General features: G+C 73.2%; 10 protein-coding genes. 1 reads left to right on the forward strand and 9 read right to left on the reverse strand.

What is annotated here, in order from left to right; translation table 11 throughout:
- Positions 1 to 32: 32 nt before the first annotated feature.
- The 9 genes from IE308_RS06505 to IE308_RS06545 all read right to left on the reverse strand — a co-directional run bounded on the left by IE308_RS06505 (position 33) and on the right by IE308_RS06545 (position 11,227).
- Positions 33 to 1,556, reverse strand: coding sequence for an NCS1 family nucleobase:cation symporter-1 (locus IE308_RS06505; RefSeq protein ID WP_190216948.1), 1,524 nt, complete (start codon positions 1,554 to 1,556; stop codon positions 33 to 35).
- A 119-nt stretch (positions 1,557 to 1,675) separates the two neighbouring features.
- A complete protein-coding gene (locus tag IE308_RS06510; protein WP_110632694.1) occupies positions 1,676 to 2,698 on the reverse strand; it encodes a TIGR03842 family LLM class F420-dependent oxidoreductase in 1,023 nt (340 codons plus the stop codon).
- Positions 2,699 to 2,728: 30 nt separating this feature from the next.
- Positions 2,729 to 4,129: a dihydropyrimidinase gene (gene hydA / locus IE308_RS06515; protein WP_110632691.1), complete on the reverse strand. Its 1,401-nt coding sequence runs from the start codon at positions 4,127 to 4,129 to the stop codon at positions 2,729 to 2,731.
- Between the two features lie 34 nt (positions 4,130 to 4,163).
- Positions 4,164 to 5,006, reverse strand: a complete 843-nt coding sequence (locus IE308_RS06520) for a nitrilase-related carbon-nitrogen hydrolase (protein ID WP_190216949.1) — start codon at positions 5,004 to 5,006, stop codon at positions 4,164 to 4,166.
- 158 nt (positions 5,007 to 5,164) lie between these two features.
- Complete coding sequence (locus IE308_RS06525; RefSeq protein ID WP_190216950.1) at positions 5,165 to 6,730, reverse strand: PucR family transcriptional regulator; 1,566 nt, start codon at positions 6,728 to 6,730, stop codon at positions 5,165 to 5,167.
- 37 nt (positions 6,731 to 6,767) lie between these two features.
- On the reverse strand, positions 6,768 to 8,018 hold the full coding sequence (locus IE308_RS06530) for an aspartate aminotransferase family protein (protein WP_190217389.1): 1,251 nt from the start codon (positions 8,016 to 8,018) through the stop codon (positions 6,768 to 6,770).
- A gap of 29 nt (positions 8,019 to 8,047) precedes the next feature.
- A complete protein-coding gene (locus tag IE308_RS06535; RefSeq protein WP_190216951.1) occupies positions 8,048 to 8,890 on the reverse strand; it encodes a nitrilase-related carbon-nitrogen hydrolase in 843 nt (280 codons plus the stop codon).
- A gap of 118 nt (positions 8,891 to 9,008) precedes the next feature.
- A complete protein-coding gene (locus IE308_RS06540; RefSeq protein ID WP_190216952.1) occupies positions 9,009 to 10,862 on the reverse strand; it encodes a hypothetical protein in 1,854 nt (617 codons plus the stop codon).
- Positions 10,863 to 10,975: 113 nt separating this feature from the next.
- Entirely contained in the window at positions 10,976 to 11,227 is a 252-nt protein-coding gene (locus tag IE308_RS06545) for a helix-turn-helix domain-containing protein (protein ID WP_190216953.1), read from the reverse strand.
- A gap of 33 nt (positions 11,228 to 11,260) precedes the next feature.
- Between IE308_RS06545 and map the strand changes: the two genes are divergently transcribed.
- The gene (gene map / locus IE308_RS06550; RefSeq protein WP_190216954.1) at positions 11,261 to 12,028 is read left to right on the forward strand and encodes a type I methionyl aminopeptidase; all 768 of its coding nucleotides are present in this window, start codon (positions 11,261 to 11,263) and stop codon (positions 12,026 to 12,028) included.
- Positions 12,029 to 12,104: the final 76 nt, after the last annotated feature.

Raw genomic sequence — 12,104 nt, forward strand, 5'->3', positions numbered from 1 at the left:
CGGTTCCGCGGGCACCGGAACCTGGCCGGACCTCAGTCCCGCGCCCGCCGCGCCCGCGGGGCCATCAGCAGCAGGTACAGCACCAGCGAGGTGCCGAGGCCCACCGCCCAGCCATAGTCGGCGAGCGGCCGCAAGGCCGGCACCGGCCGGCCGTCGACGAGCGGGTGGAAGTCCGCCCCGCCGACGGCGAGGACGCCGCCCACGGCGAAGGCGACGACGGCCCGCCAGTTCCAGCCGGCGCTGTACCAGTAGCGCCCGCCGGTCCGGTACAGGTCGACGAGGTCGAGGCGGCCGCGGCGCAGCAGCCAGTAGTCGGCGATGAGGATGCCGGCGACGGTCCCGAGCAGGCCGCCGACCAGGCCGAGCCAGGTGAAGATGTAGCCCTGCGGGTCGGCGTACAGCTTCCACGGGAAGATGAGCACGCCGAGCACACACGTGACCAGGGCGCCGGTGCGGAAACTGACCTTGCGGGGCGCGACGTTGGAGAAGTCGAACGCCGGGGAGACCAGGTTGGCGGCGATGTTCACCGACAGCGTCGCGACCAGCACCGTCACCAGCGCGTACAGCAGGCCGACCGTGTTGTCCGTCTTGGCGGCCAGCTGCACCGGGTCCCAGACGGGTTCGCCGTAGACCGCCGCCGAGCCGGAGGTGACCATCACGGACAGGAACGCGAACAGGGTCATCGTGGTCGGCAGGCCGAGGGCCTGGCCCCAGGTCTGCGCCCGCTGGCTGCGGCCGTAGCGGGTGAAGTCGGGGATGTTCAGGGACAGCGTGGACCAGAAGCCGATCATGCCCATGAGGGACGGCCAGAACAGCTTCCAGAAGTCGCCGCCCCAGCCGAGCTTGGAGGGCTGGTCGAGCAGCGGGCCGAAACCGCCGGCCTTGTCGCTCATCCACCACAGCATCACGAACGCGCCGACGAGCACGAAGGGCGCGGCCCAGTTCTCGAAGCGGCGGATGGTCTCCATGCCGCGGAGGATGATGGCGACCTGGAGGACCCAGAACAGGGCGAAGGACAGCCACATCGTCCAGGCGTGGCCGCCGACCTTCCCGGCGTCGGTCCACCCGTCGCCGATGAGTTTCCCGGCGAGGAAGTAGATGGCCTCGCCGCCGATCCAGGTCTGGATGCCGAACCAGCCGCACGCCACCAGCGCCCGCACCACGGCGGGCAGGTTGGCGCCGCGGACGCCGAAGGAGGCGCGGGCGAACACGGGGAAGGGGATGCCGTACTTGGGTCCGGCGTGCCCGGTGAGCAGCATCGGCACCAGCACGATGACGTTGGCGAGGGCGATGGTGAACACCGCCTGCTTCCAGTCCATGCCGACGGCGATCAGACCGGAGGCGAGGGTCCAGGAGGCGGTGTTGTGGGCCATGCCGACCCACAGCGCGCAGAAGTTGTACGTCGTCCAGGTCCGCCGGCGCACGGGCACCGGCAGCAGGTCCTCGTTGGCGTACGGGCCGCTCGGCGCGGCGGAGTCCGGGGCGAGTTCCACCCTGCCGTCGGGCAGGGTGACCTGGGTGGCCGGGGGTATGGCGGGGGGAGCGGTGTCGGTCATGGCAGCCCCATGAGGTGAGGTGGGTCGTTGAGTGGCCGTGCGGGCACCGGCCCCTCCCCGGGGGAGCGGGGAGGGGCGACCAAGGGCTGGGGGGTGGCGGGAAACCGGGAAGGGGCGGGTCAGGCGTTGACGGCGGGGATGACGTGCTGCCCGTAGGCGTCGATGACGGCTTCCTGCGCGTCGTGCATGTCGTACACCGCGAACTGGTCGACGCCCAGCTCGCGCAGCGCGTTCAGCTTCTCGACGTGCCGTTCGACGGGTCCGATGACGCAGAACCGGTCGACGATCTCGTCGGGCACGAACTGGGTGTCCGGGTTGCCGGCGCGTCCGTGGTGGGAGTAGTCGTAGCCCTCGCGCGCCTTGATGTAGTCGGTGAGGGCGTCGGGCACCTGGGCGGAATGCTCGCCGTACTTGGCGACCAGGTCGGCGACGTGGTTGCCGACCATGCCGCCGAACCAGCGGCACTGTTCCCGGGCGTGGGCGAGGGCGGCGGGCGAGTCGTCCTCGGTGACGTAGGCGGGGGCGGCGACGCAGACGGTGACCTCGGCGGGGTCGCGGCCGGCGGCCGCGGCGGCGTCCCTGACGGCCTTCACCATGTACTCGGTGAGGTACAGGTCGGACAGCTGGAGGATGAACCCGTCGGCCTCCTCCCCGGCCATCTTCAGCGCCTTGGGCCCGTACGCGGCCATCCACACCGGGAGTCGCGCGCCGGGCTTGATCCAGGGGAACCTCACCACCGTGCCGCCGCCGAGGTCGGCCTCGTCGCCGCTGCCGAGGGCGCGGATGACCTTCATGGCCTCGCTGATACGGGCGAGGGTGTTGGGTTTGCGTCCGGCGACGCGCATCGCGGAGTCGCCGCGGCCGATGCCGCACACGGTGCGGTTGCCGAACATGTCGTTGAGGGTGGCGAAGGTGGAGGCGGTCACCTCCCAGGTGCGGGTGCCGGGGTTGGTGACCATCGGCCCGACCGTCAGCCGCTCGGTGGCGGCGAGGATCTGGCTGTAGATCACGAACGGTTCCTGCCAGAGCACGGCCGAGTCGAAGGTCCAGCCGTGGGTGAAGCCGTTGTGCTCGGCCCGCTGCATCAGGGTGATGACGCGGGAGGCGGGCGGGTCGGTCTGCAGGACGAGTCCGAAGTCCATGGGCGCCACTCCTCGTTCGACTGGTTCCGGCTAGCTCAGGTACTGGCAGGTGGAGCGCGGGGTGTAGACGCCGTGACCGGGTCGGCCGGTGTACTCCCGCTCGGTGATGACGGCCTCGCCGCGCGAGAGGACGGTCTCGACGCGGCCGGTGACGCGTTTGCCCTCGTACGCCGAGTAGTCGACGTTCATGTGGTGGGTCACGGCGGACATGACCTGTTCGGCGTGCGGGTCGTAGATGACGACGTCGGCGTCGGCGCCCGGCGCGATCGTGCCCTTCTTGGGGTAGAGGCCGAACATGCGGGCCGGGGTGGCGCAGGCGATCTCGATCCAGCGGCGGCGGCTGATGTGACCGTCGAGGACCGCCTGGTGGAGCAGGTCCATACGGTTCTCCACGCCCGGCAGCCCGTTGGGGATCTTGGAGAAGTCGCCGCGGCCCAGCTCCTTCTGGCCGGTGAAGCAGAAGGGGCAGTGGTCGGTGGAGACGACCTGGAGGTCGTTGGTGCGCAGGCCGCGCCAGAGCACGGCCTGGTGCTCCTTGGGCCGCAGCGGGGTGGAGCACACGTACTTGGCGCCCTCGAAGTCGGGTTCGGCGAGGTTGTCGGTGGACAGGAACAGGTACTGCGGGCAGGTCTCCCCGAAGACGTTCAGCCCCTCGTCGCGGGCCCGGGCCAGCTCGGCGACCGCCTCCATCGCGGAGACGTGCACGACGTACAGGGGCGCGCCGGCGACCTGGGCGAGCCTGATGGCGCGGTGGGTGGCCTCGGCCTCCAGCAGCGCCTTGCGGACCTCGCCGTGGTAGCGGGGGTCGGTCTCGCCACGGGCGAGGGCCTGCTCGACGAGGACGTCGATGGCGATGCCGTTCTCGGCGTGCATCATGATCAGGCCGCCGTTCTCGGCGGAGCGCTGCATGGCGCGCAGGATCTGGCCGTCGTCGCTGTAGAAGACGCCGGGGTAGGCCATGAACTGCTTGAAGGAGGTGACCCCTTCCTCCACCAGCAGGTCCATCTCCTTGAGCGTCTCCTGGTTGACGTCGGAGACGATCATGTGGAAGCCGTAGTCGATGGAGCAGGTGCCCTCGGCCTTGGCGTGCCAGGCGTCCAGGCCCTCGCGCAGGCTGTGGCCGACGCTCTGCACCGCGAAGTCGACGATGGTGGTGGTGCCGCCCCAGGCGGCGGCGCGGGTGCCGGTCTCGAAGGTGTCGGAGGCGAAGGTGCCGCCGAAGGGCAGCTCCATGTGGGTGTGGACGTCGACGCCGCCCGGGATGACGTACTTCCCGGTGGCGTCGATGACCCGGTCGGCCGTCCAGGCCTCGGCGGCCGGGGTGCCGGAGGCGGCGAGGGCGGCGATGCGGCCGTCCTCGATCAGGACGTCGGCGTGGGTCTCGTCGGACGCGGTGACGACGAGACCGCCGCGGATGACGGTACGGCTCATGCTCCCTCTCCTTCCGGTCGGACGTACGGGGTGCTCAGGGCGCGGTGAGCGGCGTGTACGCCCCCGGCGCCCGGTCCCGGTAGAACTGCCAGCGGTCGCGGACCTCGCGCACCCTGGCCAGGTCCAGGTCGCGCACGACCAGTTCGGTCTCCTTGTCGCTCGCCGGCTCGCCGACGAACTGGGCCTCCGGGTCGACGAAGTAGGAGGTCCCGTAGAAGTCGTTGTCCCCGTACTCCTCCACGCCCACCCGGTTGATCGCGCCGACGAAGTACTCGTTGGCGACGGCCGCCGCCGGCTGTTCCAGCTGCCACAGGTAGCCGGACAGGCCGCGCGAGGTGGCCGACGGGTTGAAGACGATCTCCGCGCCGGCCAGGCCGAGGGCCCGCCAGCCCTCCGGGAAGTGGCGGTCGTAGCAGATGTAGACACCGATCTTCCCGGCGGCGGTGTCGAAGACGGGCCAGCCGCTGTTGCCGGGGCGGAAGTAGAACTTCTCCCAGAAGCCGCGCACCTGCGGGATGTGCGTCTTGCGGTACTTGCCGAGGTAGGAGCCGTCCGCGTCGATCACGGCCGCGGTGTTGTAGAGGACGCCCGGCTGTTCCTCCTCGTACATCGGCAGCACGAGGACCAGGCCCAGCTCCCTGGCCAGTGCCTGGAAGCGGCGGACGATCGGGCCCTCGGGGATCTGCTCGGCGTACGCGTAGAAGGCGGGATCCTGCACCTGGCAGAAGTACGGCCCGTAGAACAGCTCCTGGAAGCAGAGGACTTGTGCGCCCTGCGCGGCCGCGTCGCGGGCGGCCTGCTCGTGGACCTGGATCATGGATTCCTTGTCGCCGGTCCACGCGGTCTGGAAGAGGGCGGCGCGGATCACTGGGCTCATCGGGACCTCCACTCGCTCGGTGCGGTGGGGCGAGCCTAGAAAGTCCTTGTGGCGCCGGTGAGTTGCACCGTGTCACGTCCGCGGGCGTGCCGCGTGCCACCGTGTCACGCTCTGGCCGTCCCATGTTTCACCGCCGTTTTCCCAGGTCGTCACAGGTTTCACCGCTGTTGCGCGTCGTGCGCGAGGAGCGCGATGTGCACCGACGCGGCCTGCTCGAAGTCGTCGAGGTCGACGCCGAGCCGGGCCTGTATCGCCTCCAGGCGGCGGTAGAGCGCGGGCCGGGAGACGTGGTGGAGCTGCGCGGTGCGGGACTTGTTGCGGCCGGTGGCCAGGTAGGTGCGCAGGACGGCGAGCAGGTCGTCGTCGGCTGGCCCGAGCAGCCCGTCCAGCTCGCGTTCGGCGAAGGACTGCACGTGCGGGTCGTCGCGCAGCAGCCGGATCAGGCCGCGCAGATGGACGTCGCGCAGGCGGACCACGGGCGGCAGGTCGAGGGCGGCGGCGAAGCCGGCGACGGCGTCGGCGACGTGCCGGGCCTCGCGCAGTCCGGCGGGTACGTCGTCCCAGGCGGCGCGGGCGTCGGCGGCGGCCACCACGGTCGCGGGGCAGGCGGCGTCGGCGCGCAGCCGGGCCGCGAGGTGCGCGGTGAGCGCCCGGGCGTCCTGGTCGCGGGCGAGGCTGAGCAGGACGGCGGTCGCCCCGTGGGCGAGCCCGGCGACCAGCCCCGGCAGGCCCAGCAGCCTGAGCACGCGGTCCAGCCGGGCGGGTGTGGCGTCGGGAACGACGAGCGGGACGAACGTACGCCGGTTGACGGGCAGTCCGGCGGCCCGGGCCCTGGGCAGCAGCTGCCGGGCGGGTACGGCGCCGGAGAGCAGGTCGGTGAGCAGGCTCTGCGCGGACTGCTCCTCCCAGGTGCCGGCCGACGCGCCGCCGAGCATGCGGTGCAGGACGAGGGCCTCGGCGGCCCGGTCGGCGAGCAGGCGGCCGACGGCGGTGTCGCCGCGGTGCCGGCACAGCACGACCTGCCCCCACCGCTCCCCGCGCCCGCCGAGTTCGGCGCGGATCCAGCCGTCGCCCTGGCCGGCGCCGGCCTGCCGGGCGATGCGCTCCCAGTCGCGCAGCACATCGTCGACGGCGGGCCGCTCGCCGGCGGTGGCGAGGACGCGGTGGGCGAGGTTGGTGACGACGACGGGGCAGCCGCTGTGCGCGGCGATCTCGTCGAGGAGGCGCTGCAGCGGGGCGCCCGCGGTGATCAGGCCGGTCAGGGCGGTGCGGACGGCCTCCGACAGGCTGACCGCGGCGAACTTGCGGCGCACCAGCCGGGACTGCACCTCCTCGGTCAGCTCGGCGAAGGGGAACGGCCGGTGCAGGACGACCATGGGCAGCTGGCACCGCTCGGCGGCCCGGCGCATCGCGTCCGGCGGGGCGGGGAAGGCCCGTCCGAGGCCGAGGACGACGGCCGCCGCCTCGGCGCGGTGCAGGGAGCGGACGTACTCGGCCTGCTTGTCCTCGTCGCCGGCGAGCAGCACACCGGTGGTGAGGACCATCTCGCCGCCGCTGAGCATCACGCCGACGTCGGCGGCCTCGGCGACGTGCACCCAGCGCACCGGGCGGTCGAGCTGGGCGGCGCCGGCCACCACCTCGGGCTCTCCGGCGAGCACCCGTTCGAGGCCGAGGACCTGCCGGACGGACAGGGCCGGTTCCAAGGGCTCCAAGGTGGTGGTCATCGCGCCCCCTGCTCGTGCTGCCGAACGGTCTCGCTCGTTACGGGATGCTCCTCAGTGCGCGTTCGAGGATCGCGGCGCCCTCCTCGGCCTCGGCGACGGTGAGCGTGAGCGGCGGGGCGATACGCAGCGCGCTGGTGCTGTGGCCGCCGCCCTTGCCGATGAGCAGGCCGTCCGCGCGGCACGCCTCCAGTACGGCGGCCGCGGCCTGCGGGTCGGCCTCGTCGCTGCCCGGCCGGGCCAGCTCGACGCCGATCATCAGTCCGCGCCCGCGCACCTCGCGCACGGCGGGCACCTGCGCGGCGACGGCCCGCAGCCGCTCGATGAGCAGCCCGCCGACGCGCCGGGCGTTGCCCTGGAGGTCGTGTTCGAGGAGGTACGACAGGTTGGCGAGGCCGGCGGCCATGGTGAGCTGGGTGCCGCCGAAGGTGGAGATGCTGTTGGCGTCGAGGCAGTTCATGATCTCGGCGCGGGCGACGACACCGCCGATGGACATGCCGTTGCCGATGCCCTTGGCGAAGGTGACGATGTCCGGCGGGCCGCTGCGGGCGTGGGCCTGCCAGCCCCAGAAGTGGTCGCCGGTGCGGCCCCAGCCGGTCTGCACCTCGTCGGCGATCCACAGGATGCCCCGCTCGTGCAGCACCTCGCGGAAGGCGGCGTACAGGCCGTCGGGCGGGGAGGTGAAGCCGCCGACGCCCTGGACCGGCTCGGCGATCAGGGCGGCGGGCGGGCGGGTGTGGCCGAGCAGGTCCTTCAGGTCCTCGACGCAGGCGGCCACGAACGCGGCGTCGTCGAGGTGGGCGAACGGGCCGCGGGTGCGCACCCCGCCGTGCACGTACAGCGTCTGCAGCGGGGACAGCGAGGTCGGGGACCAGCCGCGGTTGCCGGTGATGCCGACCGCGCTGAAGGAGCGGCCGTGGTAGCTGTTGCGCATCGCCAGGATCGTGTTGCTGCGCCGGTACGCCGTGGCCAGCAGCAGCGCGGTGTCGTTGGCCTCGGTGCCGGAGGTGGTGAAGAAGACCCGGGCGTCGGGGATGCCGCTCACCTGGGCGATGCGCTCGGCGAGCTCGACCATCGGCCGGTTGAGGTAGAGGGTCGAGGAGTGGATGATCCGCCCGGCCTGCTCGGTGACCGCCTTGGTCACCTCGGGCAGGGCGTGCGCGGTCATGGTGGTGAGGATGCCGCCGAAGAAGTCGAGGTAGCGGTTGCCGTCGGAGTCCCAGACGTACCGGCCCTCGCCGTGGGTGATCTCGATCGGGTCGTCGTAGTAGAGGGCGAGCCAGTCGGGCATCACCGCGCGGTGGCGGGCGAAGAGGTCGCTCACGGCTGCACCAGCCCTTCGTAGGCGTCGGGGCGGCGGTCGCGGTAGAAGGCCCACTGCTGCCGCACTTCTTCGATGAGGTCGAGGTCGAGGTCGCGGACGAGGAGTTCCTCCTTGGTGTCGCTGGCGATGTCGCCGACGAACTGTCCGCGCGGGTCGACGAAGTAGCTGGTGCCGTAGAAGTCGTTGTCGCCGTACTCCTCCACGCCCACGCGGTTGATCGCGGCGATGTAGTAGGCGTTGGCGACGGCGGCCGCCGGCTGTTCCAGCCGCCACAGGTGGGAGGAGAGGCTGCGGTGGGTGGCGGACGGGTTGTAGACCAACTGGGCGCCGTTCAGGCCGAGTTGGCGCCAGCCCTCGGGGAAGTGGCGGTCGTAGCAGATGTAGACGCCGACCCGGCCGACGGCGGTGTCGAAGACGGGCCAGCCGAGGTTGCCGGGCCGGAAGTAGTACTTCTCGCGGAAGCCCTTGAGCTGCGGGATGTGGTGCTTGCGGTACTTGCCGAGGTAGGTGCCGTCGGCGTCGATCACGGCCGCGGTGTTGTAGTAGAACCCCGGCTGGTCCGCCTCGAACACCGGCACGACGATCACCATGCCGGTCTCGCGGGCCAGTGCCCGCATCCGGCGCACGGTGGGCCCGTCGGGCACCGGCTCGGCCCAGCGGTAGTGCTCCGGCTCCTCGACCTGGCAGAAGTAGGGACTGTTGAAGACCTCCTGGAAACCGATGATCTTCGCACCCTGGCGGGCCGCCTCGCGGGCGTGCTCCTCGTGCTTCGCCACCATGGAATCGGTGTCGCCGGTCCAGCTGGCCTGGACCAGAGCGGCACGTACGACGTTGGCCATGAGCTGCTCCTTCGACGCGACGTCAGAGCCTCTACGCCCGTAGAGCAGGCCGTAGAGGGATGAACGTAAGCCTCGGCGACGGGCTTGCCAAGACCATCGTCGTGTCCGTTCGGGTGTTTCAGCCGGTGGTCCCGGCGACGCGCAGGGCGTGTACGAGATCCCAGTGCCGCTCCTCCGACACGGCCCGGGCGGCCCGCAGCAGCAGGGGGGCGATCAGCTGGGGGTCGGCGGCGGCGCTGCGGGCGGCCTCCTCGGGGGTGCGGACGCGGACGCAGGCGTCGAGCAGGGCGGTGATCTCGCGGTCGCGGCCCTCGGCGGCGAGCGCGCGGACGGCCTCGCCGATCTCGGCTGCGGGGCGTACGACGCCCTGCCGGAGCATCTGCTCGCCGTCGGCGCCCAGGCCGGCCGCGGCGAGCGCGTCGGCGGCGGCGACCAGCCGGTCGGCGGGCAGGGAGGCGGCCTCCCACAGCAGGGTGGCCCAGTCGGCGCCGAGCCCGGCGCGCTGCAGTTCGGCGGCGAGCAGCGGGAAGCGGGCGGCGGGCCAGTGGGCGGCCTCGACGAGCAGGGCGTGGGCCTCACCGCTGCGGCCCTCCGCCCGCAGCAGCCCGAGCCGCGCCACGGCGTCCAGCACGTCTCGCCGGGCCCGGTCGTCGAGGCCCGGCTCCTGGCGAACGGTCGCCTGCTCCGCCTCGTCGGCGGCCCCGGCGAACCGCGCGCCCCGTGGCGCGGGCCCGGCGCCCGCGCCGGCCGTCACCGCCTCGGCCACGCCGGCCGGCGGCACGACGGCGGGCGGTGCGTCGTCCTCCGCCGCCCCGGCGAACCGGGCACTGCCGCGACGCCGCTTGCGGGGCTTGCCGGCCGGGGCGGGCCGGGCGTCCGGCGCGGGCGAGACGGGTGGGTCGGCGGGGGCACCCCCGGCAGGGCCCGCTCCCTCGGCACCCGGCCCCCAGGAGACACCGCGGACGTCGGCGGCGGTGTCCCCGGAAGGGCCGGCTCCCTCAGCACCCGGGCCGGAGAAGGTGCTGCCGGCGGCGTCGGGCGTGGCCCGGCGGGCGCCGGGGCGGCCTACCGGGGTGACGCCGGCGTCGGCAGGGCCCGGGGCCACGGGGGTCGTCTCGGCGGGAGCGGTCCCATGAGCACCGGCACCCCCGAAGCCGGCGGGGGCGGTCCCGTGAGCACCGGCACCCCCGAAGCCGGCGGGGGCGGTCCCGTGAGCACCGGCACCCCCGAAGCCGCCGGTACGGGGACGGCCCAGCGAGGCGATGCCGGCGTCGGCAGGGCCGGGGGCCACCGCGGTCGTCTCGGCGGGGACGGTCCCATGAGCACCGGCGCCCCCGAAGCCGCCGGTGCCGGGGGCGCGGAAGGTCGCGTCCCGGCCGCCGAACCAGTCGTCCGGACCGCGGACCCGGCGTCCACCGGCCACGTCCCCGGCGGCACCGTCGACCGGTCCCGCCGACCGCGCCCGCGAGCCTTCCAGCCGTGCGATCCGCCCCCGCAGTTCCGCGCAGCGCGCGGCCGCGCGGGCGTGGTCGTCGCGGGCCCAGGCGAGGTCGAGGCGGAGGGCACGGGCCTCCTCCGGGCCGGTGGCCGAGGTGAGCCGGTGGGTCAGGTCGGCCTGGCGTTCGGCGGCGTACCTCTGTTCGCGGAGCATGACGTCGAGCCGGTCCGCGAGGGCGTCCCGGGCTCCGGGGCGGGCGTCGTAGGCGGTCAGCGCGGCGGCGTGCAGCGGGCGGGCGCGGTCCGTCTCGGCCGCGGCGGCCGGGCCGCCGTACCGTCCGGCGAAGTCGGTGAGCAGCGCCTCGACCACGTCCCACGGCGGCACCTCGCGCCCGTCGAGGCAGGCCCGCATGCCGTCGGGGTCGCGCTGCCAGAAGACGCCGCACCAGCCGCCGCCCTGGTCGAGACGGGTCAGCAGACCGTCCAGCCAGCGCGCGAACTCCCTTACCCTGCCCGGGAGTTGTTCCACCGCCATCTCTCAGACTCCCGTCCGGAGCGGAAGCACTCCGACCGGTAGCCAACACGAGCCGTGTTACGGCCCGGCTACAGGGAGTTTTCAGCGGGGGTGCGGAGGCCTCCCCGCGGGCGTCACACGTCGACCGGCACGCACATCCCCGCCAGCTCGTCCATGGAGAGTCCGAGCACGCCGGCCAGCGCGGCCACCGTGAAGAAGGCCGGGGTCGGCGCCCGGCCGGTCTCGATCTTGCGGAGCGTCTCGGCGGAGATCCCGGCGCGCGCCGCGATCTCGGTCATGCTGCGGTCGCCGCGCGCCTCGCGCAGCAGCCGGCCGAGCCGTTCGCCGCGCTCGCGCTCTTCGGGGGTCAGGGGGGTGCGCACCATGACGCCCATTCTAATACCGGTATAGTAATTGGCATGGTGGAACTGAAGACGGACACATCGATCGACGCCATGTACGAGGCGGGGCAGGTCGTCGCCCGCGCCCTGACCGCCGTACGGCAGGCCGCCGGCGTCGGCGTCTCCCTGCTGGAGCTGAACGAGGTCGCCCACGACGTGCTGCGCGCGGCGGGCGCGTCCTCCCCCTTCCTCGGCTACCGGCCGTCCTTCGCGCCGACGCCGTTCCCGGCCGTGCTGATCACCTCGGTGAACGACGCGATCGTGCACGGCATCCCCACCGCCTACCGCCTGCGCGACGGCGACCTGCTCTCCATCGACTTCGGGGCCGAGCTGGGCGGCTGGGTCGGCGACTCCGCGCTGAGCTTCGTCGTCGGCCGGCCCCGCCCGGAGGACCTGCGGCTGATCGAGACGGCCGAGCGGGCGCTCGCCGCCGGGATCGAGGCGGCCGTCGTCGGCAACCGCATCGGCGACATCGCCCACGCCGTCGGCTCGGTGTGCCGGGCCGCCGGCTACGGCATCCCGCACGGCTTCGGCGGGCACGGCGTGGGCCGCCGTATGCACGAGGACCCGGAGGTCCCCAACGAGGGCCGCCCCGGCCGCGGCCTGCCGCTGCGGCACGGCATGGTCCTGGCCATCGAGCCGATGGTCATCGCGAGCGGCCGGGACGGCTACCACGAGGCGCCGGACGGCTGGACCCTGCGCACCAACGACGGCAGCCGCGCCGCGCACGTGGAACACACCGTGGCGATCACGGAGGACGGACCCCGGATCCTCACCGCACGGTGACGCCCCGGGGTGGACGGCCGCTGCACATGCCCCCCGGAACAAGACATGCCATCGTGGGCATGAGCGACCCCACCCC

Origin of the sequence: Streptomyces griseosporeus, from assembly GCF_014656055.1 — a bacterium.
Classification (GTDB): Bacteria; Actinomycetota; Actinomycetes; order Streptomycetales; family Streptomycetaceae; genus Streptomyces; species Streptomyces griseosporeus.

What these genes read in the sequence shown, in the direction of transcription:
- IE308_RS06505 (WP_190216948.1), bottom strand. Translation starts at nt 1,556, where the DNA reads ATGACCGACACCGCTCCCCCCGCCATACCCCCGGCCACCCAGGTCACC.
- IE308_RS06510 (WP_110632694.1), bottom strand. Translation starts at nt 2,698, where the DNA reads ATGGACTTCGGACTCGTCCTGCAGACCGACCCGCCCGCCTCCCGCGTC.
- hydA (WP_110632691.1), bottom strand. Translation starts at nt 4,129, where the DNA reads ATGAGCCGTACCGTCATCCGCGGCGGTCTCGTCGTCACCGCGTCCGAC.
- IE308_RS06520 (WP_190216949.1), bottom strand. Translation starts at nt 5,006, where the DNA reads ATGAGCCCAGTGATCCGCGCCGCCCTCTTCCAGACCGCGTGGACCGGC.
- IE308_RS06525 (WP_190216950.1), bottom strand. Translation starts at nt 6,730, where the DNA reads ATGACCACCACCTTGGAGCCCTTGGAACCGGCCCTGTCCGTCCGGCAG.
- IE308_RS06530 (WP_190217389.1), bottom strand. Translation starts at nt 8,018, where the DNA reads ATGCCCGACTGGCTCGCCCTCTACTACGACGACCCGATCGAGATCACC.
- IE308_RS06535 (WP_190216951.1), bottom strand. Translation starts at nt 8,890, where the DNA reads ATGGCCAACGTCGTACGTGCCGCTCTGGTCCAGGCCAGCTGGACCGGC.
- IE308_RS06540 (WP_190216952.1), bottom strand. Translation starts at nt 10,862, where the DNA reads ATGGCGGTGGAACAACTCCCGGGCAGGGTAAGGGAGTTCGCGCGCTGG.
- IE308_RS06545 (WP_190216953.1), bottom strand. Translation starts at nt 11,227, where the DNA reads ATGGTGCGCACCCCCCTGACCCCCGAAGAGCGCGAGCGCGGCGAACGG.
- map (WP_190216954.1), top strand. Translation starts at nt 11,261, where the DNA reads ATGGTGGAACTGAAGACGGACACATCGATCGACGCCATGTACGAGGCG.